Raw genomic sequence first — 23,697 nt, 5'->3', positions numbered from 1 at the left:
AATGCTCAGGCGTCGGGGAGCCCCAGACCCCTGGCGATCAACACCTTCATGATCTCGTTGGTCCCCGCGTAGATCGACTGAACGGCGGCATCTGCGTAGTCCTGCGAGATCGGATATTCTGCCATGAATCCGTACCCTCCATGCAGCTGGAGGCACTCGGAAGTCAGTTTTTTCTGGAGATCGGTGGTCCACCACTTCGCCATGCTGACCTCATTGACGATCTCTTCCCCCGCAATATGTGCCCCAAGGCAGCGATCGACAAAGGCCTGTCCAACTTCCACCTGCGTCGCGAGTTCCGCGAGAGTAAATTGGTTGGCCTGAAATGAAGCGATCGATCGACCAAACGCAGACCGTTCACGACAATAATCCAGCGTGTCTTCCAGCGAGCGCCGGGATGAAGCGATCGAGCCAATCGCGATCGTGAGGCGCTCCTGCTGTAGTTGCTGCATCAGATGGTAGAAACCGCGCCCCTCCTGCCCGAGAAGATTCGTGGCCGGCACCCGACAATCCTCGAAATGCAGTTCGCTGGTGTCCTGCCCCTTCAGACCGAGCTTGTCGAGATTGCGGCCTCGTGAGAACCCGGCGGTGCCGGCCTCGACAACAATCAGGCTGATGCCCTTGTGGCGCGGCTCGATCTCGGGATCCGTCTTGCAGACCACGACAACCAAATCGGCCAGCTGTCCGTTTGAAATGAACGTCTTGGCACCGTTGAGAATATAGCTGTCCCCATCCCGACGCGCGGTCGTCCGGATATTCGCCAAATCGGAACCCGTCCCAGGCTCGGTCATGCCGATAGCGAGGATGGTTTCACCGCGAACGCACCCGGGAACCCAGCGGGTCTTTTGTTCTTCGGTCCCGAAGTCGAGAAAATAAGGCAGCACGATGTCCGAGTGCAGCGAGAGCATCAGAGGGTGCGCACGAATCCGGCCGGCCTCTTCGATCAAAATTGCATCGAAAAGAAAATCCCCGCCTGCGCCCCCGTAGGCTTCCGGCACGGCCGCCCCCAGATACCCGGCTTCGCCCACCTTCTGCCAAGTCTCCCGATCCGTAATCCCGGCCGCATTCCACCCGTCGATGCGCGGGACAATTTCCTTTTCAGCAAAGCGCCTGAAGCCCGCGCGAAAAATCTCATGTTCCTCGGAGTAAATTGTACGTTTCATGATCAGCCAACCTGTAGCGTGTTCGAGCTGCTGGCGCTCACCCCCGCCACGCGATAGCAAGCAAGCGAGATGGCCTCCGGAATGGAAACTTTCATCGAGAACACGTTTGCCCCATTTGCCGACAAGCTCAACTCCATTATTTTTTTCGGGATCGACGTGGGCGGTCGCGAATTCCCGCTGATCGTGGCCTGGCTGATGGCCGGAGCCCTTTTCTTCACTTTCTACCTCGGTTTCATCAGTATTCGAGGCTTTCCTCATGCCCTGCGTCTGGTTCGTGGCGACTACACAGACCCGGCGGCCCCCGGCGAGGTGACGCCATTTCAGGCACTCTCGACAGCCGTCTCCGGCACCGTCGGTGTCGGCAATATTGCACATGTCGCCATCTGCATTTCGGTCGGTGGGCCCGGTGCGGCGTTCTGGCTGCTGATCGCCGGCTTTCTCGGCATGTCCTCAAAGTTTGCCGAATGCACTCTCGGCGTGAAGTACAGGAAAGAAAACCCCGATGGCTCCATCAGCGGTGGCCCAATGTTCTATCTCGATCGCGGCCTGAGCGCGCGTGGGCTGCCCCGTCTGGGAAAAACGATGGCCTGGTATTATGCCGTCTGCATCATCATTGGTTCGCTCGGAGTCGGATGCATGTTCCAGTCCAATCAGGCCTACGTCCAACTGGCGAACGTCACGGGAGGGGCGGACGGCTTTCTCGGCGACAAGGGGTGGCTCGTCGGTTTGGGGCTCGCCAGTATTGTCTTTTCCGTGATCGTCGGCGGAATTCGCAGTATCGCGCGGGTCGCGCAAGCGATTGTCCCATTTATGGCTTTGACTTATATCGCGACCGGCCTTTTCGTCATCATTGCCAATATCGATCGAATCCCCACCGCCCTGCAACAGATCGTCACCGGAGCCTTTTCTCCCGAGGGCGTTTCCGGTGGCATGCTGGGTGTGATGGCCCTTGGCTTCAAACGAGCCGCTTTTTCCAACGAAGCCGGAATTGGATCTGCGGCCGTCGCCCACGCAGCGGTGCGCACGCGGCACCCTGTGACCGAGGGATTCGTCGCTCTGCTCGAGCCCTTTATCGATACCATCGTCGTCTGCTCGATCACCGCTCTGGTCATCACCTGCACCGTATATGATCCGGCGAACCCCGTCGGAACGGCAAGCGGTGTCGAATTAACCTCGTCGGCCTTTGCCAGCGTCATTCCCTGGTTTCCCTACGTTTTGGCGCTGGTCGTTTTTCTCTTTGCTTTCTCGACCATGGTGGCCTGGTCGTACTACGGACTTGAGGGGTGGATCTATATCTTTGGTCCCGGCAAAGTCTCGCGGCATAGCTTCAATACAATTTTCTGCGTCTTTGTAGCCATGGGTTGTGTGGCCCAACTTGAGGCGATTCTGGACTTTTCAGATGGCATGATCTTCGCGATGGCTCTGGCAAATATTTTGGGGCTCTACCTGCTCGCACCCATCGTCAAAGGTGAGATGAAAGATTATCTGAAGAAGCTCCGCGCGGGTGAGATCGTCCCCTATCGCTAGGCGAACCGCTGGCACCCAAGCGAGTCAGACTTTAAGAGAAGACTATGGAAATCGGTTTTTATCTTCGCAATATGGGCCCCGCCTCGAGCCGGGAACTGCTTACAAGCGCGGCACAAAAAGCCGAAGCTGCGCTCCTCGACGCGGTATGGGTCGCCGACCATATCGCGATCCCCCCTGACGATGCCGTCGGGTCCGAAGGAAGGTACCTGGACCCGCTCGCGACTCTCGCCTTTCTGGCCGGCAGCACCAAAAAGATCGGCCTCGGCACGAGCGTTCTGGTGCTCCCCTACCGCCCGGCACTTGCGACGGCAAAATGGGTCGCCACGATTCAGGAACTCTCCGCGGGCAGACTCCTTCTCGGCGTCGGCTCGGGATGGATGGAATCGGAATTCCGCGCTGTCGGCGTAGAGCCGAGCGAGCGAGGCCGTATCACCGATGCCACGCTGAAGTTCCTGCATGAATGTTTCGCCCAGGATATTGTCGAGTCGAATCGGCAACCCTTTCTTTTCCGACCAAGACCCGCACGCCCCAAAATCTACGTCGGCGGTTCCGGCCCCCGAGCTTTTCGTCGCACGGTCGAATTTGCTGACGGATGGATGCCCATCGGCAGCGACCCGAAAAAACTCGCTCTGAAAAGCTCAGGCCTCCGGCAAATCGCCCGTGAGGCGGGCAAACCCGACCCCGAGGTCCAATTGGTGACCACACTCCCCTTGCACGATCTTGATCGTGCCGAAGCGACTCTGCGAACGCTGGCCGAAGGAGGCGCGACCGGTGTCATCCACTCGCAGAAATACCTCGAAGAGCCGGAGCTTCAGGAAAGCATCGAAGCTCTCGGGCGGCTGCGAGAAAAGATGGTTTCGACCGGGGCCTGAAACCTAGGGCGCTCTCGGAGCTTCCGCTGCTGGAATCGTCGCGGTCACCTTCATTGGAATCTCTTCGTCAATCGAAAGCGGGTTGATCATCGAGTAGGGAGTTCCGATCTCGAAGTCCATGCGATTGATCATGAAGGCTGCAGAAATTCGTCTCTCTGCACGATTCTCAATGCGGAAAGGAACGGTAAAGGTTTTCTTCTTTCCATGGAGATCCAGCATCACATCGGCATCAAACGTATCTCCCCCCTCGTACCGAACGTTATCGATCACCACCGAAGCGGTCGGATATTTCTCCACTTCGAAATAGTCCGGGTTGCGCAGATGATCATCTCGTTTGGTATTTCCGGTATCGATACTGCTCAGGTCGATCTCCAGCTCAATTCGACTGGCCGCCGGATTTTTCTCGTCGATCTTTGCCTCGACAATCTTCCACTCGCGGAAGACTCCGTTGGCGGTTGCCACCTTGTTCTCGGCGACAAAAGTAATGGAACCCGGAGGGCTCACGGTATCTTTCGCAGCAATCGGCGAAATCGACAGAAGCAGTAACGCGAACGTAAAGGGCAGGACTCTGATCATGGCTCTCTTTCTTTCTCAGTAAGCGGGAGAGCATCGAACCAGTAGCTGATCCTGGTCTCGTCGACCATCCGTGGCAAATGCCTGGATCTTCAATCTCGTGCTGCTTTTGCGATAAGCGCCTGACGGTCTCTCGCGCAGGGGGACCGTCAATCTCTCGCTCGCGGTGCAAAGCCCCGGTTGCAGCGGAACAAAGGGCGATCCATCGACAATTTCCAGCGCCGCTCCACCCTCGCCAATCAGGCTGAGACCGAATGCGCGCGTGGTTTGATCCATCGGTCGCTGGCTACCTGCGCCCGGAGTTCGCACGCGAAGCCTGTTGATCGTGGCCGGTCCACAGATCGAATTTCGTGGATCATTCGCGCTGAGGCAGATTGCCACGTCAAGACTACAGGAGCTTTGATCCTCTGGATTTGCATCGCAGGCGGGATCTCCTGCCTGACAATCGATCCGATAACCGGGGCCACCGCGCCTGCCCACCGGCGGCGTCGGGCTCACCCGCATCTCCATCAGACATTCCATAGGCGAGCGAACCTTGCCACCCAAGGTACACTCATTGCTGTCCCCTGACGCGCTGCATGTCTGGAGAGAGGGTCCCGGATGTCGCAGGGCGAGGTGGCGGTCCGGCAGAATATCGGTGAAGGACGACTCGGTGCGATCAGGCCAGATCACGCGAAGTTCCTCGACGACCGTGGCCTGACCCAATCCGAAGTGCGCTTCGGCAAACTGCCCGCTCCCGATACTGGATCCACTCTGCAAATAGCGAACCTGGGTGACGCCAGCGGCGGTCACTTCCACTCGGGCACCGATTGCCCCTCGGTTCCCGGTGCGTCCAATCAATTTAAGGACCAGAAAGTGCGCGCCTGCTTCGGTGTTATTCTGGTAGACCTTCGTCGCCTGCAAACTGTTTTGGTTCACGATGTCGTGATCGCCATCACGATCCAGATCGACAAACGAAGTTCCTCGGCCGATACCCGTATCAGCGAGACCCAGTTCCGCGGCCTGCTCCACAAAACTGCCATTGCCATTGCCAACAAAGAGGCGAGCGGGATCGTCAGCGAAATGGTCCCATATGGAAGTCCCTGCCGGACTGCGCATGCCGTTGACCATATAAAGATCCAGATGGCCGTCCAGATTCAAATCGGCAAAGGCCGACGACCAACCCCAGCCACCGTCGCGCACGCCTGCCGCTGTCGTCACATCCGCAAAGGTTCCATCTGCCTGATTGCGATAGAGACGATTGCCGCTACTACCGGATGGTGCCCCGCCGGGGATATCGGGCGGACTGGCCACTCCCGAGACGAAGACATCCATGTCGCCGTCATTGTCATAGTCTCCGATCGCGGAACCGATTCCGCTCGTAGGACCCGGTAAATTTATTTCTTGGAGCAGGAAGGTTCCGTTGCCATCATTAATGAAAATCTGTGATTTCCCCAACTCGCCCGTCAGGATCAGGTCCGGGTCTCCATCCAAATCGATATCTGCGAATGCGGGCGACAGTGTCCTGTCCATCCCGAGCACTTCGGGATTATCCCGATAGTCAAAACCCGCAGCGCGCGTAATATCCGTGAATTGAAAGTCCCCATCGTTGCGCCACAGCATGCGCCCGGGTTCGCCTGATCCAAAAGAGCCGAAGTGGCTGACAAATACGTCCAGATCACCGTCACCCTCAATATCGGCAAAAGTCGCGGCGTGGAGAGTTTCGGAGTCCAGTGAAATCCCGGTGCGAGAAGCCACATTGGCGAAGCGTCCATTCCCCAGATTCTCATAGAGGGCAAATGCGTTCTCAGCTCCCTCGTCGACAACCAGGAGAACGAAGAGGTCCAACCAACCATCCCCATTCAAATCAACAAACACCGGGCCAGTCGCGTGCACCCCGGGCAGATCCACCCGCGCCGGAACAGTGACCTCTTCAAAAGTACCATCCCCGAGATTCCGGAAGAGATCGTTTCCACCGGCGTCGCCGCCGACAACGAAAATATCCGGCCAACCGTCAGCATTGTAGTCACCCACCGCGATGCCACCTGCGAGCGAGCGCGGATCGTCGTGATCGAGAGACCCCACGACAGCATGCACGGAATCGATTCCCGAGCCGGTCGTCTGGTCGGTGAAATCCCAGGTGGCCTCGACCAGTTGCGGGCTGAGGATCAGGGCTGCCGCAAGTCCCGCGCGACGCAGAAATCGGAAAAAGGTCGCCTGTAGGTCCAAATGGCAAGCATCGATTCGGGCAGTGTTCATCAACCCCCTGATTTCAGCACAGGAGCGAAGATCCGAGCAAGGTTTTTTTTGCAAACAGCAGCCTGGATCGAAGATCATTCCTGCGGGAGCCGGCAGCGGCCCCGCAGAATGATTTTCAACAGACTAGCCGGAGAGTCCAGCGAGTCAGACTCGGAAGATTCTGGCGATCGACTCGGCGCAATTATCCGGATCCAACACCGTCAACACCGGAGTTTTACTGGGCATTTGCAGAGTCGAGTGGATATTCACCATCATGTCGACCTTATCCTTGAAAGGAGGGCAGGCGATCGTCGGGTGCGTCGAATTGGCTCCTACGAATCCGGAAAGCGCGTTGGAGCGACCCGCGATCGTGACATAAACTATGCCCTGCGCGTCAGCATTCGCCTCCAGAATAGCGAGGACTTTCTTCGGCTCCTTATGAGCCGATGCCGCATGCTGCTCCCAGGCGACACCGCGCGCATCAAGACCTTTGGTGATCTGAAGAGCCCACGGCTCATCAGCGGTTGAACCCATGATCAATACGGCTTTCATGATTTTCTCTCGAGGTTAGCCCGCAGCCGTTCCGCTATCGGGGTATCAACGTCGGGGAAGGAAAATTCCTGCCCGGTGATTTTTTCATAAAGATAAATATAGCGCCGCGAAAGCTCGACCACGAGGTCTTCGGGAGCCTCGGGAAGCTCGGCGTCTCCGTAGGGATCGCAATTATCCTTGAACCAGAGGCGCAGGAATTCCTTGTCGATATTCTCCGGCTCTTCGCCCGCGGCCATGCGCTTCTCGTAGCTGTCGGCAACCCAGTAGCGGCTAGAATCCGGCGTATGGATCTCGTCGATCAACAGGATCGTGCCATCCGCAGCTCGTCCCATCTCATATTTCGTGTCCACCAGAATCAGGCCATGTTCTGCCGCTCGGGCCTGGCCGAATGCGAACAATTCAAAAGCTATGTCCCGACAACGGTCCCAATCTTCCTGACTCATCCAACCTTCGGAGACGATCTCCGGTGGAGCGATGGGACGGTCATGGTCCTCTTCCTTGGTGGTCGGCGTGATCAGGTTCTGCTCGAGCTTCTGATTCTTGAGCAAGCCTTCCGGCAGATCATTTCCGCAATAAGACCGGCTGCCATCCCGATAGACGGTCCAGAGCGACGTGCTGGTGGAGCCCGTGATATAGCCCCGCATCACGAATTCGATGGGGAACACCTCACATTTGCGAGCAAGGGTCACATTCGGGTCGGGAATCGAAAGCACCTGGTTGGCGACGATATGTTTCGTCTGCTCGAACCACCAGGCACTCGTCTGATTCAGGACCTGCCCCTTGAAGGGGATCGCTGCCAGCACCCGGTCAAATGCGCTTTGGCGGTCGGTCGTGACCAGCGCGATCTCGTTACCCAGATCGTATTGATCTCGGACTTTCCCCTGCTTGCGCACACCGTCGGGCAAGGAGGTCTCGGTCAGGCAATTCCCCAATTCCTGGCGAATGCGTTCGGTATAAGCGGAAGGTGTCTCGATAGTTTGGCTCGGCATAATTGATCCTCAGCAAAAAATTTTTTACCATGCAGTCCCGCCGCATCAACTCAGCACCTCCCCATCGAGGACTGACGCCCAAAAAAACTTCTCTTTCCGGGAGAAATACCGCCCAAAACCGGATCAGCTGCCTTCCAGAATCTCCCGGAGCAACGGATCCCGTAATTTTGCGACGCGGAGTTCCTCGATCCCTTCGCGGATATGGTCGGAGCGCATCTCGGTCACAGCGCTCCGGTAGCTCGGACGAGACTGCAGACGGTTCCAATACGCAGCGACCCCCGGGCGAAGCTCCTCGGACCAGAAAACTCGCTCCCAATCAGCTTCGACGAGCCGGTCGAGAAGCACCACCCAACTCACGTCAGCGAGCGTAAATTCGTCGCCAACAATCCATGGGCCCTCATGACTCTGCAATTGTGCTTCCAGACCATCGAGATGCACATGCATCGCTTCCCGACTCTGGGCGACAGCCGCTCGAAAAAGCGGCACCCGCCAGAACTTCTCGACGCCCAGTAACCGAAGTAGAAGAAAGGCGATCGGGCGCTCCTTGTTTGGGTGACGAAGCAGCCCCTTGAGAATTTCCGCGACCGGAATCCGGGAAACGGTCGTCGCAAAGAGCGGAAAGGTCAGCCCGGGGACACAATGCCCCGCTCGAAGCGCGCGGCCATGCATCGGGTCGCCGACAAGAGAAGCCTTGTCGACCCAATCCTCCACCAAAGCCATGGCGGCCTCTTCCCGTGGCAACAAACATTCGCCGGCAGCGCCTGCATACCGTGCGGCGTAGACGATCTGGTCATGGCTCTCATAGATCGGATGCCCTTCGTGAACCAGAACCGGGACGGTTCCAGCCGGATTGATCGCCAAAAATTCGCGGCCCACGTTCTGGTAGCTACCGGTTTCGATCAAATCGATCGGATGATCTCGGTAGGGCAGTCCCAATTCGGAGAGACAGACGCGCAACTTCTTTGAGCAAAGCGAAAAGCTGTTGTGGTACAGCTCCCAGGATTCCTCAAACGGGAGATTGATTTCGGGATGATGCCCCCCCGTCACCGAGGAGGGACTCATGATCCGAAATCGCCCGCGTGGGCGACTACCGCCGTCAAAGTTCCAACCTTCACATGCTCTATTCCATCGCTCATGACAAAAAAGTAGCCTCGCCTCCCGCAAAAGCAATCCGCTGGACCGACGCGAGCGGCGCTCGGAGATCAAGGCAGAGGTGGCTGCATCGCTCCCGCGAGGTCCACCGGTTCAACCGCCTGCCGCCCCGGCGGTAAAAAGAAAGCTGCCGCAAAGCCCAGCAAATTGATCAAGCCGGCGAGCGCAAACGCCCACCGAAAAGCATGCGTCTGCATTTCCGGATGGCCCGAAGCTCCCGGGGTAGCCGAGACCACCAAAGCCACGACCGCCGTCATCGCCGCAATGCCGAGCGCGCCGCCCGCCTGCCGCATTGTTTGCAGAATCCCCGACGCCTGACCGCGGAAGGAGGCCGGGATGCGACTCAGAGCATCGGCATTCACCGGGGTCAAAGTCATCCCGAAACCGGCACCGATCAAGGCCAGCCCGAAAGCATACGCCGGGAATGACTCCAGTGTGATCACACCCGCGACAACAAAACATCCCGTGGTTGCGAGTCCCATCCCCGAGAGGACCAGCCGCCTTGCGCCCATCCGATCGAAAATCCGTCCCGCCACTTGGGTCACCAGGAGAAGGGGAATTGCCATTGCCAGTTGGGCGGCCCCGGAACCCAAAGGCGAAAATTTCAGAACCCGCTGGACATAGAGAACCCCGTATACTGCCATCGCGGCAATCGAGAATTGCACGCAGAACAAAATGACCGCATCCACACGGAAGGCGCTGATCCGCAGCAGCAGAAAATTAATCAATGGCTGTTCGCGACGACGCTCGAGAAAATAGAAGACGATAAAAAGGGTGAGGCCGCCAACCAAAAACGTCCAGACGCGCACGGAGGTCCATCCCCACGAACTTCCTTCCTGAATCGCCAAGACGAAGGCGAAAAGTGAAGGGGGCAGGATCAATGCGCCAGCGAGATCCAACTGACCACCCGGAGTCGCCCGATTGGGAACACGGCCCAGCAGCATCGCCACGAAACAAGCGATGACGATGGGAAGGTTCATGAAAAAAATGGACCCCCAACCAAAATTCTCGGTCAGAACTCCGCCGATCACCGGAGCAAAGGAAAGAAAAACCTGCGCGATACCCGCATAGATCGCCATCACACGCCCACGCTCTTCGAGCGAAAAATTATTGACCACAATCGCCGCCGAGGCCGGCACCATCAGCGCGGCCCCGATCCCCTGAATAAATCGGGCGCCAAGCAGGACTTCCCGCGATCGGGCGAAGCCACATGCCAGTGCCGCCAGAAAAAAAACAAGAATTCCGATAATCAGGAAGTTCCGCCGGCCGAAAAGATCGCCGAGGCGCCCGCCGAAGGCGACAAATGATGCAAAGCTGAGGATATAGACGCTGATCACGGCACTGGACCGGTGCACCGACATGCCGAGGTCGCGGGCGATCGAGGGCAAGGCTACAGCGACGGTCGTTTCGTTCATCATCACCATCGAAAGAACCGCCGTCATCGACATCAAAATCCAACGTCGTTGCGCCGATGTATGCTGAATCGTTTCTTGCGACATGAGGTCCGCCCGGAATCTAACTTACATCGAATCAGGTCACAGACCCCTGAAATCGGCAAGACTCCATTTGCCTTTAGGCCCCCATCAGCCGAACATATGCAGATTCAGGGAGCTCCTTTTTTATGCGATGGGTAAAACGAATAGCCGTGACCTTGATCGGCCTGATCTTTCTGGCTGTCTTTGTGCCCTGGATCGGCTTTCAGGTCTGGCTCGCGGACCAACCCCCCCGCACGCAGGCAACCCTGAAGGCAAGCCTTGGATCCTTCACCGCAGAACAACAATTCGTCCTCATTCAAGAGTTTTTCTTCCCCACGGAGTTGGTCGACCATGGGGACTTTGGCCGGAAGGAAGCCGTCGGACGAGGACACGCCCCCTGGGCGTTCCGCACCAGTCTCGATGGACGGCCCCGGATTCTCAACCTGGCTCTGGCTCCGGAAATTTGGCTGTCCTACTCAACCGAGAGCGCGACCATTCATCAGTTCTGGCAAGGCGGCATCCATCTGGAAGGTGCCGTATACGATGCACAACACGGACGAGAACCCCGAAGCTTCGGAGATCGTTGGATCGCACCTTCGGCGCTTGGATGGGAATTGCGGACCGATCAGGGCTGGCTGCCCGCGCGGGTGCATTGGCTGGGTTGGGGTACAGACCCCAGAACAGGGCGCGCCTGGCTCAGCTTCCAACTCGCAGGCCCCGATGGCCAGGCGCTGCACCTCCGAGAATCACCAGAAATAAGCCGCGAAGACGATGGCTCCATCGCGCTCGAACGGGTCTTCGAGCGAACTTCCGCTCCGGGACCAGACGTTCGGCTCGCGCTCCCCGCGGGAGCCCTCAGGACATCGATTGATGGACAAGGCTCTGTGAATGACTCCTTCTTGCTGCTCCGCGGAGACGGTCCCGCTATTGGTAAAACTGTCCGACAGGTCTTCGATGCCCCCCGGCAGCCAATCGAAACGAGTGCGCAGGAAACCTCCTTGCCGCCATCCCCATTCGTGCGCCATGGTTGCCAATCCTGCCATCACGAGAAGGAGCAAATTGTAGGCCCCTCGTGGCGAGCCGTTTCAGACCGCTACCGTGAAGACCCCCGCGACCGGGTCGCCCTTCTCGATGATCTCTCCCGACGCGTCATCGAAGGCGGCGTCGGAAGGTGGGGGCAGGTGCCCATGCAACCCCATCCGCAACTCTCGTCGACCGAAGCCAAAGCATTGGTGAACGAAATTCTGTCATACGCAGCTGCGGAAGAGTCTCTCGAGGACGGAGCCGAATGGACAATCGGTTTTCCCACCGAGCCAAGACCTCAGGAACTTCATCCCGCGCTTGCACGAACCCAAATTCGGCCGGAAAGCTTCACCCCGCAAACCGGCGGCCTGGCGCTTCTCCCTGACGGGACTCTCATTCTGACCACCTGGGATCGCGACGGTGCGGTCTACGCAATCCAGGGGTGGCAGAAACAATCTTCCGACGTCCGGGTGCGCCGGATTGCCGAGGGATTGCACGAGCCACTCGGTGTGGCCACCATCGAAGACCGTATCTTCGTCATGCAGAAACAGGAACTGACGGAACTCGTCGACCGCGACGGCGACGGCTGGATGGAGGAGCATCGAAACCTGAGCGCCGATTGGGGTGCCTCTTCCAATTTTCACGAATTTGGTTTCGGCCTCGCGGTGATCGACGGAGAACTCTACGCCGGTCTCGGTACCTGCGTTCTCGCCGGCGGTGACGCCTGCCCGGACCAACATCCAGACCGGGGAAAGATTGTCCGAATCTCGCCGGATACCGGCAACCGCGAATTCTTCGCGCGCGGTTTCCGAACCCCGAACGGAATCGCCACAAGCCCCACAGGGCAACTTCTGGTGACCGACAACCAAGGCTCCTGGCTGCCTGCCAGCAAGCTGATGGAGGTCGGGCGGGGAGACGATTTTGGATGGCGCGCGCCAGCCGACGCCAGCCCCGATCGACCCGTCCACCCCCCGGCGCTCTGGCTGCCCCAAAATGAGATCGGCAATTCGCCAACGCAACCACTCGTCCTGACGCAGGGCCCATACGAAGGTCATATTTTATTTGGGGATATCTTCAATGGAGGCATCAAGCGCGGATTTCTGGAAACTGTGGCCGGGCAGAGGCAAGGCGCTGCCTTCCATTTCTCGGGCGGTCTGGCCGCGCCGGTCAATCGAATGATCGAGGCCCCGGACGGCACCATTCTCGTCGGCGAGATCGGCAGTCGCGGCAACTGGGGGTTGGCCGACAAGCCCTTTTTCGGTCTGGAAGCCCTCCGGTTTGACCAAGGCACCGCTTTCGAACCTCTCGAAATTCGCGCCACCCCCGAAGGCTACCGGATCGTTTTCAGCGAACCCGTCGACGGCAACCCCACACCGGAGATGTTTCGCCTGCACCAGTGGTCCTACCGGCCGGACCAGTTCTACGGCGGTCCCAAATTCGGCAAGATCGCCCTGCCCGTTACCGAGGCGGTCCTCTCGCCGGATCGCAGGACTGTCGCGCTCACGGTGGAAGGACGCTTGCCCGGAACTGTTGTCTACATCCACATCGATCGTGCGCTGGAGTCCACCTCCGGCCTTCCCCTCTGGATCAATGAGGCCTGGTACACACAAAACGCCTTGCCGCCGAGCGATGATCCCCAGCCGAATCAACTGAGTCCGGAAGAAATGCGCGAGGGGTGGCGTCTCCTTTTCAACGGCAAGACTTTTGATGGCTGGAAAATCTATGGTGCCGAGGACGACCAGATCGAGGGTTGGGCCATCGAGAACGGAACTCTGGCCTTCACACGAACCGTATCGACAGCCGGCATGATCTGGAACCATATCAACCCCTTCACTCGAGGCGCTCTGGATCTCATGACGAAGGAGAAGTTCTCCAACTTCGAACTCGTTATCGACTGGAAAATTGAACCGGGCGGCAATAGCGGCGTATTTTTCGCAATTCCCGACGAGTCGGGCTATCTGGCCTGGACTTATGGACTCGAGATGCAACTTCTCGATGATGACGGGCACGCCGACGGGCAAATCGAAAAGCACCGCGCCGGCGACCTCTACGACCTGCAGGCGAGTCCTGTCCGGGCGGCGGGTCCTCCGGGCACCTGGAATCAGAGCCGCATCCGGGTAGCTGGAGACCGCATCCAACAGTGGCTCAACGGCAAGGAAACCGTGGATATCATCCGGGGTAGTCCAATTTGGGATCAGGCCGTCGCCGACAGCAAATTCGCCGATACCGAGGGTTTCGGACGAGCCCAAAGCGGACATATCGCGCTTCAGGACCACGGCGATCGCGTGCTCTTCCGGAACATCAAGATTCGCGAATTGCCGTGAATCGCCTCCCGGGCGGCTCGATCCGGGGCCCCGGATGTTTTGAATCAGGCGAAATCAGCTGACATAAATTCTTTTAATTTCAGTAGGTTGAGGAATCCGGCCCAAGCATTTTCTTGACTTCAGAAAGTGTGGATGTTCCTCTTACCGGCGCACGTTTTGTCTTCATAGTCTTGGTCAGGGTCGAGACGAAGTTTCTCCTCGGGACTCAGTTTTCAGGCCCATCTGTCGATGGGATCAGGGATCATTAGCATGGCGTATAACTTCGAAAGATTATCGGCTCAGGACCACTCGTTTCTCGTCTTCGAGAAGGGCGGCGTGCATATGCACATCTCCGCCACCCAGATTTTCGAAGCCGGCCCCATGCGCACCGCCGAGGGCGGGATCGATGTGGAAGCTTTCCGCCGTGCCACGGCAGCGGTCCTGCATCAAATTCCTCGTTACCGGCAGAAACTGAAATGGATTCCGATCGAAGGACGTCCGGTGTGGATCGACGACCATACCTTCAATCTCGATTACCACATTCGCCATACCTCGCTGCCGCGCCCTGGTGGGATGGAGCAACTCAAACACCTGTCCGCTCGGATCATGTCGCAACCGCTGGATCGCTCTCGTCCCCTCTGGGAAAGTTGGCTGGTCGAGGGACTCGAAGGCGGCGATAAATTCGCCATCATCACCAAGATTCATCATTGCATGGTGGACGGAACCTCCGGGGTCGATCTGACCCATATCCTACTGTCGACCGGCCCCGATCAGGTACCGGGAGAGCCGCGCCCCTACGTGCCGCGCCCCGAGCCGAGTTCCATGGATCTACTCCGGGAATCCATGATTCGAAATGTCACCCTGCCCTTGAAAGCAGCGCAGGGACTCCGCACTCTGGCTCGCGAGACCAAAGACCTTGGCCAGGAGGTCGGCCTGCGAATTCAGGCGGTCTCCGACCTGATCGGGCTCGCCGTTCGTGGGGCAGACGATACCCCCATCAATGGCAAGCTGGGGCCGCATCGTCGCTTCGACTGGCTTTCCATGCCTCTCGACGACGTCAAACGCGTCAGCAAGAAAATTGGTTGTACAGTGAACGACGTGGTTCTGGCCACGGTCAGCGGGGCGATTCGCGATTTCCTCGTCTACCGACGCGTGGAACCAGCCGGATTGGAATTTCGTGTTTCGGCCCCGGTGAGTATGCGGCGCGGCGAAGACAAGGGGAAATTGGGAAACTCCGTATCCTCGTGGATCATTCCCCTCCCGATCGAGCGCGCGGATCCGCTGGAGCGGGTTCAGGCGATCAATGAAATCACCAAAGAACTTAAAAGCTCGAAACAAGCGCTTGGCGTTGAAATGATGATGGCCATGGCTGAGTTGAGTCCCTCGATGCTGCTTTCGTTGGGCGCTCGTGCTGCTTCGGGGCCGATCAATATGATCGTGACCAACGTGCCCGGGCCGCAGATCCCGCTCTATTTACTGGGCGCGAAACTGGTCGAAATGTATCCGCTGGTGCCGCTGATGGAAAATACAGGGATCGGTGTCGCCCTTTTCAGCTACGATGGAAAGCTCTGCTGGGGATTCAATGCGGAGTATCAAATGGTCGCCGATCTGCGCGTATTCGTTAAATTGGTGGACTCGTCATTCCGGGAACTCGCTGCCGCCGCCGGCGTCGAGACATCCACCCCTCCCGAGGCAGCATTATCGTCTGTGGCGACCGCCGGGGGGGCCAGCGAGAACCCTCGCTAGCGACCACACAACCTCCGTTCGCTGCTCTACTTGTCCGTCTGCGGCGACGTTTTTGCACTCCGAGGCTCGGTTGCCAGAAGCAGGGTCGCAACCCCGTGGGTACCGCTGCGAACGGTGCAGACCCTCGTCCCGGGCTTCCGCCCCGAACGAACCCCCGAGACGTCCCAGCCGGATTGCGTCAGCCGGGCGTGTGCCTGATCAATCGCGAGCGTTCGCCAACAAATGCCCCAGAACTCGTCCGGCTTTGCAGGGTCCGGTTCCTTCTTGAGGGAAGCGCCGACTTCCAACACGACACCGTCTACCTTGAAGAAGAGTTGGCGGGCACCCCAATCGGGAAACTCCCGGTCCAGAGCCAGCCGAAGTCCGAAAATATCCCGATAAAGGTCTCGGGTGCGATCGGCATCCGCGGAGAGAATCACCACATGATCGATACCGGCCACGGAGCCTTCGTGGCAGACGCGCGACTCGGGCAGGAGATCGTTCGGGGTCAGATGCTCGATCACAAAAACATTCACGCCGAGAGTCTCGTCGCGAGGCAGAAAAATATTCTTCCACCGCCGCTCTCTTCCGTCTGCAGTCGCACCTGCCCCTTCCATGGGGTCCGAAGGTGACAACCCGCGGCTACGCAGCACCTCCACACACGAAGCCGCATCGGCCGTGCGCAAAGCAACCGCAAAAACACCCTCGCCCTGACTGGCCAGATGCTCTCTGACGCTGTCCGCCACCGGGCCTTCGCCGACCGCAGCGAGAAGTTCCACATAAATTTTCTCGAAGCGGAACAGAATATTGGCGGTGCCATATCCTGGGTGCTCGCCCTTCCAGGACGGCTCGCGCCCGAGCAACCCCTGAAGATCGGTTGCGGCGGCCGCCAAATCCTCGACAGCAAATATGATATGGTCAATCGACTCAATCATGACATTCTGCAAACACCGCGTACGGAGCTTTCAATAAAATCCAATAGTTCCAGAACCTCTGGCCCAAGCCCGCCTCGGGCGACCAACTCCTCCCGAGCGAGGGTCAAGTTGCGTCGCTGTTGAAAAAGATCACGAAACGCACCCCGCAGACCTTTGACGGCATCGCGGGGGATTCCGGCTCGGCGCACGCCGACGCTGTTCATGCCCCGCAAGCGGTTACGATCCGAGACCAGCGCAAACGGGGGTACATCCACAGTAAATGAACCCACGCCGCTCAACATCGATAACCGACCGACACGGACGTTCTGGTGGACCGCCACATTTCCGGAGACAAAAGCTCGTTCACCCACCGTAGAATGGCCGCCCAACATTGCCCCATTGGCGAGAATCACATGGTCCTGAACGATGCAATTATGAGCCGCGTGGCTGTTGGCCATGAAAAAGCAGTCGTTACCGATAACCGTTTCACTGCCTGCGGCCGTCCCGCGATGAATCGTCACACCTTCCGCGAAAATATTTCGATCGCCGATCCGGGACATCGTCACCGCGCCTTTGTAGCCCAGGTCCTGTGGATCCCCACCGAGGACAGCATGGTCGCGGACGAGGTTTCCGCAGCCCAGCGTTGTGTGCGCGCGAATATGAGCCCCCGCGAGAATTCGGGTTCCTGCGCCAATCACCACATCGCGTTCAATGACCGCAAAGGGCCCGACTTCGACATCGGGGGCAAGCTCGGCGTGCGAATCGATTTCAGCTCGCGGGTGAATTCGAGGAATGCCCATTCAGGTGCCATCCTCGTCAGCAACTTCCGGAACTTCTGCGTTGTCGCCGGCGATTGCGTAGTCCCCTTCAAGCCAGGATCCCAGATCGGCCAATCGACAACGGTCGGAGCAAAAAGGACCGCGTGGAGAAACTTCCCACCCGGAGGATCCACCGCATGAGGGACATTTGACGGATCTCATACATGGATCTAACCCCGGAATTGGTACTATTGCCAGTCCCGTCCACTAGCATTGGGCCTGTCCACTGACGTAGGCTGTGTCTCATGGAGAGCGGAGCTACGACGGACACGCTCGCGGGCTGCCGGATCCTGACCTTCGAAAGCCGCCGTCGCGAGGAATTCCGGAGCCTGCTGGAGCATCACGGCGCCGCCGTGGTCTCGGCACCGGCACTGCGCGAGATCCCCCTGACCGATCAGGGCGCGCCCCGCGAATTTCTGGAGAGACTCCGTAAACAGGAAATCGATGCCCTGATCTGCCTGACGGGCGTCGGCACCACGGCCCTCATTGACTCCTTCGCCGACAGCGAACGCACCGAAGTCCTGGGCCACCTGCGCGAGATCCCCCTGATCGCCCGCGGTCCGAAACCGGTCGCCGCACTGCGCAAACTCGGACTCGAAGCGAAAATCCGGGCTCCGGAACCGAATACCTGGAAAGAGCTGCTGAGCACTCTGGATCAACAATGGCCGGTCCAAAACAAGCGTCTCGCCATCCAGGAATACGGACGACCCAGCCGCGAGCTCAACGAGGGCCTGCAAGCACGCGGGGCCAGCGTCCTGCCCGTTCCCGTCTACCGGTGGGCCTTGCCCGAAGATACCGCACCACTGGCGGCCGGCCTGGGTGCCCTGCTCGCCGGGGAAATCGATATCGCAGTGTTCACCACCGCGGTTCAGCTCGACCATCTGCTTGCGTTTGCCGGCGAAAGGCGCGCCGAGCTGCTCGCGATCCTGCGTCGGAGCGTGGATATTGCCAGCATCGGGCCGACCGCGAGTGCAGCGCTTGCCGAATTGAAGATCCCCGTAGGTATCGTGCCGATCCATCCAAAACTCGGCTACCTGACCCGCGCGATCGTCGACCACGTTGCCCGGCGCCGCCCGTAGTTGCCTATTGACACTCCTCATGACAAAACCGGGGTTCAGCCCAAAGGAAAATCTATGAACAACGCACCGTCACAAAAGACTCTGACTTTCATGGGAGCCCCCGGGTCCCCCTATACGCGCAAGATGAGAGCCGTTTTGCGCTACCGGCACATCCCCTCCCGCATGATTCAGCAGATGAGCGCCGAACATAAATCACGTCCGCAGCCTCGCATCCCGCTGCTGCCCACCTTCTACCTTCCCGATGCCGAGGGAAATGAGGTCGCCGTCACGGATTCCACACCTCTGATCCGCCGGTTCGAGCAGGAGTATGCGGGCCGCAGCATCGTCCCGGACAATCCTGTTCTCGCCATGCTCAACGATATGCTCGAGGATTTCGGCGACGAATGGCTGACCAAAGCGATGTTTCATTACCGCTGGGCGTTTCAGGCCGACGTGGACAAGGCCGCATCCATCCTGCCCCGGTGGATCAAGACCAACGCCAGCGACGAGGAAGTCGCGCCACTTTCCAAATTTATCGCCGACCGGCAAATCGAGCGGCTGAGCTACGTTGGCTCCAACCCGATCACAGCCCCGGTCATCGAAGAGGGCTACCGTCGTTTTCTGAAACTCTTCTCCGCTCATCTGGCGGGCACCCCATTCCTGTTCGGCGACCGGCCCGCTTCCGCTGACTTTGCCCTCTATGGCCAACTGACCTGCCTGGTGCTCTTTGATCCGACTCCCATGGCGATCTGTGTGAAAGAAGAACCGCGGGTATATGCATGGGTCGAGCATATGGAGGACCTCAGCGGCGTCGAACCCGCCTCCGGCGATTGGGTGCAACCCGAAGCGCTCGGGCCGACTTTCCATGCCTTGCTCTGCGAGTTCGGCCGCGTCTATGCGCCGTATCTGCTGGCCAATGCCGAGGCCGTCGCCTCTGGCGCCGAGAAGGTCGAGACCACCATCGACGGCGCGGCATGGGAGCAAAACCCGTTTCCCTATCAAAAAAAATGTCTGCAGGTGCTGCGCGACAGCCGGAAATCCATGACACCGAAGGACCGCGAAGCTCTGGATCAAATCCTCTCGGGTACCGGAGCCGAGGTGATTTTCGCCGAGTAGGCCAGACCGATTTCGGGGGCGTTCCCGCGACTTGCCGGGCCTCGTCACGTGCGGCTCCGCAGGCCCGGATGCGCCCCTTTGGGACTCGGCGCAGTTTTCCTTAGTATAAGTGGCGTGAGTCACGTTGAACTTCCTTTTATTGCCGCATGTCGCCGCGAGGCAGTCCCCCATACCCCCGTCTGGCTGATGCGTCAGGCAGGCCGATACCTCCCGGAATACAGGGCGATTCGGGAAAAAATGGGCTTTCTGGACCTGTGTAAAACGCCGGAAATTGCGACCGAAGTCACCGTCCAGCCCATCGAGCGCTTCGGCATGGATGCCGCGATCCTTTTCGCCGACATTCTGCTCCCTCTCGAACCTCTGGGGCTGGGCCTCTCCTTCGAAAAGGGCGACGGACCGGCCCTCGCGCGGCCCATCCGCGATGTGGCCCATGTGCACCAGCTGCCCGAGGTCGACGTGGAGGACTCGCTTTCCTTTGTTTTCGACACCGTTCGCGGCGTGCGCGAGCGCCTCGGGGGAAAGACGGCCTTGATCGGGTTTGCCGGGGCACCCTTCACGCTCGCCTCCTATGCCATCGAAGGCGGCGGATCTCGCAACTATCTCGAAACCAAGCGCTTCATGTATTCCGAACCGGAAGCTTGGGAAGAATTGATGCGAAAATTGGTGAAAGTGACCGTCGACTACCTCAATGGTCAGGTGGCCGCCGGAGCGCAGGCCATCCAGGTATTCGACAGCTGGGTCGGACACCTGGCTCCCGAAGACTATGAGAAGGCCATCCTGCCTCATATGCGAGACCTTTTCTCGCGACTGGATCGCTCGGTTCCGACCATCTACTTCGGCACGGGAACTCCGGGAATTCTGGAGCTGATCGCCTCGGCCGGCAGTGATGTCGTCGGCGTCGACTGGCGGATTCGCATGGATGAAGCCTGGCGAAGAATCGGGCATGATCGTGCCGTGCAGGGAAACCTGGACCCTCTCCTTCTGTTCGCCCCACTCGATACCCTGCGAGCCCGGGTCAAACAGATTCTCGACGAGACCGAGGGCCGGCCCGGACATATCATGAACCTCGGCCACGGAATCCTTCCCCAGACGCCCATTGATGCCGTGCGCTGCTTTGTCGACACGGTCCATGAATTGAGCGCCAGATGATCGAGAATTCGCCCGACGAGCGCACGCACGCATGAGCAACTCGCACAGTCGCGTTCTCATTCTCGGTGGCGGCCTCTCCGGCCTCGCCGCTGCGCACCGCCTGCAGGAGTCGGCACCCGGCGAACTCGAAGTTCGTGTGCTCGAGGCGAGTCCGCATCTTGGCGGCGTGATCCGAACTGATCATATCGACGATATGCTTCTCGAGATGGGGCCGGACTCCATGATCACCGAGAAGCCATGGGCTCTGGACCTCTGTCGCCGACTGGGCATTGATCAGGACCTGATCCCGACCCAAACCCGCTTCCGGAAAACGCTCGTCGTTCGCGACGGCGCTCTCCTGCCGCTTCCCGAAGCTTTTCAGATGCTCGCGCCCGCGAAGATCCTTCCCTTCCTCCGCTCCCCGATCCTCTCCATCCCCGGCCGGTTGCGCGCCTTGCTGGATATCGTCATCCCCCGCGGTGGCCCCCCTCCAGGCGGAGACGAGACTCTCGGATCCTTTGTGCGTCGGCGATTCGGCAAGGAAATGCTGCAGCGGATGGCCCAGCCCCTCGTCGGAGGGATCTATACGGCCGATCCGGAAAAGCTCTCACTCGCCACCACTCTGCCGCGCTTTCTCGATCTCGAACGGAACCACCGCAGCGTGATCCTCGGCTTGCGGCGGCAGGCGAGCCAGCCCACCACACAGGCCGCCAGTGGTGCCCGGTTCAATCTCTTTCAGGCCCCCCGCGGCGGCATGGGATCTCTTGTCGACCGGCTCGTGGAACAATTGCCCGCCGAAACCATTCAGCGGCAAACTCGCGCAACTGGCATTCGACGCGAAGAGGATTGGGTGGTGACGACCACCGAGGGCGAGTGGCGTGCCGACGGACTGATCGTCGCCCTGCCCGCCCCGCGTGCGGCCGAAGTTCTCGACGAAATGGATCCGGCGCTCGCCGCGGACCTGGCCAGCATCCCTTACGCGTCGACCGCCGTCGCCGGACTCGCCTACAAGCGCACAGACCTCGCTCGTGATCCCGATTTCTTCGGCATCATTATTCCCGCCACCGAAGGAAGCGGGATTGTCGCGATATCGGTGCCCAGTGTGAAATTCGAGCATCGCGCACCGGACGATATGGTCACGTTGCGGGTCTTTCTCGGCGGCGCTCTGGCACCCACGCTGCTACAGAAAAGCGACGAGGAACTGTTGTCGATTGCGCACACCGAAGTGCAGAACCTCCTCGGGGCCCGGGGCGAACCCGTGCTGCAGAGGCTCGCACGATGGAACGAGTCGATGCCGCAATACCACGCCGGCCATACGCTGAAGGTCCTCGGCATCGAAGAAAAAGCTGCTCGCCACGAAAAGTTTGCACTTGCCGGTAACGCCTATCATGGTGTGGGCTTGCCAGATGCCGTCCATAGTGGGGAACAAGCAGCGGATTCTTTGCTGGCGCGCGGAATTACGGGGCGCATCATTGCCCGCAAGGACGATGCCCGATGAATCGCTTTCTGACCTTCGAGGGAGTCGAGGGATCCGGAAAGAGCACTCAGGCCGCGCAGCTTGCCCGCAAGCTCGAGGATTCGGGCTACGAAGTCGTGACGACAAGGGAGCCCGGGGGAACCGATCTTGGTCGCCAACTTCGGTCGATTCTGCTGACACCCGATGCCGTGGCCCCCGCACCCGAAACCGAATTGCTTCTCTACCTCGCAGACCGCTCCGAGCATATCGCAAAACTGATTCGACCGGCTTTGGCTCGTGGGGCCGTTGTCATCGCCGATCGCTTCTCGGATTCGACGCTGGCCTATCAGGCCTTCGGTCGAGGACTGGACCTCATAAAAGTCCGGCAGATCGACGCCTTCGCGCGCGATGGTTTGATGCCGACGCGAACCTTTCTTCTGGATCTACCCGTCGAGGAGGGGCTTGCCCGGGCCCGACAGGTCGGTCCGGCTGACCGACTCGAGCTTGAAAAAGTCGAGTTCCATAAACGGGTACGCGACGGTTTCCACCAATTGGCCGCAGAGGATGCCGCGCGCATGAAAATTTTCGATGCACGCGCACCCATCGAGGATCTCGCCTCGAAAATATCGCAGGACGTCCTTTCCTGGATTGGAGATGCCACGTGAAGCTGGCCGAAATTCTCGGACAGGAAAGGGCCACCACGCACCTCCGGCAATCGATGCAACAGGACCGACTCGCCCACGGCCTGATCTTCTCGGGCCCCCTTGGTGTCGGCAAGCGCTCCACGGCGCTTGCGCTCGCGCGCGCACTCTTCTGCACGCAAAACCCGAACGAAGGCTGCGATGGATGCGAAGACTGTCATCTCGTCGAGGCGGGTACCCACCCCAACCTTCTGATTCAGGATATGGCGCGGGCACGAGAAGAGAAGTCCACCGCCAGCCAGATCTCGATTGCGCAGATCCGGCGCCTGCGATCGGATCTCGCGCTCCAGGGAGTTCGCGGACGACGGAAGGTCGCCATCCTCGAACCAGCCGAAAAATTGACCGCGGATGCGCAAAACGCATTGCTCAAGACTCTCGAGGAACCACCCGCAGGTTGTGTGCTGATTCTGGTGTCCAACAATGCGGATGCGCTGCTCCCGACGATTCGCTCCCGATGCCAAAGGGTCCTCTTCTCTCCCCTCACGCCATCCGATATCGCAAATATTCTCGAACGGAGGGGATCCAGCACCGCGGAAGCCGAGAGCATCGCGGCGATTGCCGGCGGGAGCCTGCAGGAGGCCGAGCGGCTGTCGAGCGAGGAAAGCCAGGAACAAAGCCTTCATATCCGAAGCCGTCTGGACGAGTTACCGGGCCTGCCCCTGACCGATGTCCTCGACTTCGCCGCCGAACTCGCTTCGGGCAAGGGAGAGGAGCGCCGAGACCGGATGACGCTGCAGGGCACGATCTTCCTCGATTGGGCCCGTTCCCGCATGAAGGAAGCTGCCGATGTTGGAGATCCCGAAAGAACTCGGGCCTCTTTGCAGATTCTCAAAAGAATCCATGGTACGACCCGGGACTTGAACCATTATGCCAACGCGCAACTGACCTGGGAGAGCCTTCTCCTGGACCTGCGGCAGATGCGCGGCTAGGCCGGGAAC

The 23,697-nt window shown here is 59.3% G+C and carries 20 protein-coding genes; 10 read left to right on the top strand and 10 right to left on the bottom strand.

Annotated elements, in window-relative coordinates; all coding sequences use genetic code 11:
* Positions 1-5: 5 nt before the first annotated feature.
* Positions 6-1,160: an acyl-CoA dehydrogenase family protein gene (locus P8K07_07680; protein MDG1958404.1), complete on the bottom strand. Its 1,155-nt coding sequence runs from the start codon at positions 1,158-1,160 to the stop codon at positions 6-8.
* An 81-nt stretch (positions 1,161-1,241) separates the two neighbouring features.
* Here P8K07_07680 and P8K07_07675 point away from each other — a divergent pair, with 81 nt between their 5' ends.
* Positions 1,242-2,687 carry an alanine/glycine:cation symporter family protein gene (locus tag P8K07_07675; GenBank protein MDG1958403.1) on the top strand — a complete coding sequence of 482 codons (1,446 nt, stop codon included), beginning with the start codon at positions 1,242-1,244 and terminating at the stop codon, positions 2,685-2,687.
* 44 nt (positions 2,688-2,731) lie between these two features.
* Positions 2,732-3,559: a TIGR03619 family F420-dependent LLM class oxidoreductase gene (locus P8K07_07670; GenBank protein MDG1958402.1), complete on the top strand. Its 828-nt coding sequence runs from the start codon at positions 2,732-2,734 to the stop codon at positions 3,557-3,559.
* A gap of 3 nt (positions 3,560-3,562) precedes the next feature.
* Here P8K07_07670 and P8K07_07665 read toward each other — a convergent pair whose 3' ends face one another.
* The 6 genes from P8K07_07665 to P8K07_07640 form a co-directional block, all read right to left on the bottom strand.
* Positions 3,563-4,135, bottom strand: coding sequence for a YceI family protein (locus P8K07_07665; GenBank protein ID MDG1958401.1), 573 nt, complete (start codon positions 4,133-4,135; stop codon positions 3,563-3,565).
* Between the two features lie 15 nt (positions 4,136-4,150).
* The gene (locus P8K07_07660) at positions 4,151-6,370 is read right to left on the bottom strand and encodes a CRTAC1 family protein (GenBank protein MDG1958400.1); all 2,220 of its coding nucleotides are present in this window, start codon (positions 6,368-6,370) and stop codon (positions 4,151-4,153) included.
* Between the two features lie 144 nt (positions 6,371-6,514).
* Entirely contained in the window at positions 6,515-6,901 is a 387-nt protein-coding gene (locus P8K07_07655) for a 5-(carboxyamino)imidazole ribonucleotide mutase (protein MDG1958399.1), read from the bottom strand.
* A complete protein-coding gene (locus P8K07_07650; protein MDG1958398.1) occupies positions 6,898-7,890 on the bottom strand; it encodes a phosphoribosylaminoimidazolesuccinocarboxamide synthase in 993 nt (330 codons plus the stop codon). The genes P8K07_07655 and P8K07_07650 overlap by 4 nt, the downstream gene beginning before the upstream one ends.
* Positions 7,891-8,013: 123 nt before the next feature.
* Positions 8,014-8,952, bottom strand: a complete 939-nt coding sequence (locus P8K07_07645; GenBank protein ID MDG1958397.1) for a glutathione S-transferase family protein — start codon at positions 8,950-8,952, stop codon at positions 8,014-8,016.
* 140 nt (positions 8,953-9,092) lie between these two features.
* Positions 9,093-10,541, bottom strand: coding sequence for an MFS transporter (locus P8K07_07640; protein MDG1958396.1), 1,449 nt, complete (start codon positions 10,539-10,541; stop codon positions 9,093-9,095).
* 122 nt (positions 10,542-10,663) lie between these two features.
* Here P8K07_07640 and P8K07_07635 point away from each other — a divergent pair, with 122 nt between their 5' ends.
* The gene (locus P8K07_07635) at positions 10,664-13,864 is read left to right on the top strand and encodes a DUF1080 domain-containing protein (protein ID MDG1958395.1); all 3,201 of its coding nucleotides are present in this window, start codon (positions 10,664-10,666) and stop codon (positions 13,862-13,864) included.
* Between the two features lie 249 nt (positions 13,865-14,113).
* Positions 14,114-15,589, top strand: a complete 1,476-nt coding sequence (locus tag P8K07_07630) for a wax ester/triacylglycerol synthase family O-acyltransferase (protein MDG1958394.1) — start codon at positions 14,114-14,116, stop codon at positions 15,587-15,589.
* A gap of 26 nt (positions 15,590-15,615) precedes the next feature.
* Here P8K07_07630 and P8K07_07625 read toward each other — a convergent pair whose 3' ends face one another.
* From P8K07_07625 to yacG, 3 genes are read right to left on the bottom strand one after another with little or no spacing between them, the layout of a single operon-like run.
* Positions 15,616-16,503 (bottom strand): VOC family protein, encoded by an 888-nt coding sequence (locus P8K07_07625; GenBank protein ID MDG1958393.1) that lies wholly within the window; start codon positions 16,501-16,503, stop codon positions 15,616-15,618.
* The gene (gene lpxA / locus P8K07_07620) at positions 16,500-17,282 is read right to left on the bottom strand and encodes an acyl-ACP--UDP-N-acetylglucosamine O-acyltransferase (protein MDG1958392.1); all 783 of its coding nucleotides are present in this window, start codon (positions 17,280-17,282) and stop codon (positions 16,500-16,502) included. Before lpxA ends, P8K07_07625 begins: the two co-directional genes overlap by 4 nt.
* Positions 17,283-17,462, bottom strand: a complete 180-nt coding sequence (gene yacG / locus P8K07_07615) for a DNA gyrase inhibitor YacG (protein MDG1958391.1) — start codon at positions 17,460-17,462, stop codon at positions 17,283-17,285. It lies immediately after the preceding gene.
* 83 nt (positions 17,463-17,545) lie between these two features.
* Between yacG and P8K07_07610 the strand changes: the two genes are divergently transcribed.
* The 6 genes from P8K07_07610 (at position 17,546) to holB (ending at position 23,688) form a co-directional block, all read left to right on the top strand.
* Positions 17,546-18,379, top strand: a complete 834-nt coding sequence (locus P8K07_07610; GenBank protein ID MDG1958390.1) for a uroporphyrinogen-III synthase — start codon at positions 17,546-17,548, stop codon at positions 18,377-18,379.
* Between the two features lie 54 nt (positions 18,380-18,433).
* Positions 18,434-19,474, top strand: a complete 1,041-nt coding sequence (locus P8K07_07605; protein MDG1958389.1) for a glutathione S-transferase family protein — start codon at positions 18,434-18,436, stop codon at positions 19,472-19,474.
* Between the two features lie 114 nt (positions 19,475-19,588).
* Positions 19,589-20,623: a uroporphyrinogen decarboxylase gene (gene hemE, locus P8K07_07600; GenBank protein MDG1958388.1), complete on the top strand. Its 1,035-nt coding sequence runs from the start codon at positions 19,589-19,591 to the stop codon at positions 20,621-20,623.
* A gap of 31 nt (positions 20,624-20,654) precedes the next feature.
* Positions 20,655-22,100, top strand: a complete 1,446-nt coding sequence (gene hemG / locus P8K07_07595) for a protoporphyrinogen oxidase (GenBank protein MDG1958387.1) — start codon at positions 20,655-20,657, stop codon at positions 22,098-22,100.
* Entirely contained in the window at positions 22,097-22,723 is a 627-nt protein-coding gene (tmk, locus tag P8K07_07590) for a dTMP kinase (protein MDG1958386.1), read from the top strand. Before hemG ends, tmk begins: the two co-directional genes overlap by 4 nt.
* The gene (gene holB, locus P8K07_07585) at positions 22,720-23,688 is read left to right on the top strand and encodes a DNA polymerase III subunit delta' (GenBank protein ID MDG1958385.1); all 969 of its coding nucleotides are present in this window, start codon (positions 22,720-22,722) and stop codon (positions 23,686-23,688) included. Before tmk ends, holB begins: the two co-directional genes overlap by 4 nt.
* Positions 23,689-23,697: the final 9 nt, after the last annotated feature.

This window comes from Candidatus Binatia bacterium, assembly GCA_029248525.1.
Taxonomy (GTDB): Bacteria; Desulfobacterota; Binatia; order UBA12015; family UBA12015; genus UBA12015.
The sequence above is the reverse complement of the archived record's forward strand: the minus strand, read 5'-3'. Positions and strand labels throughout refer to the sequence as shown.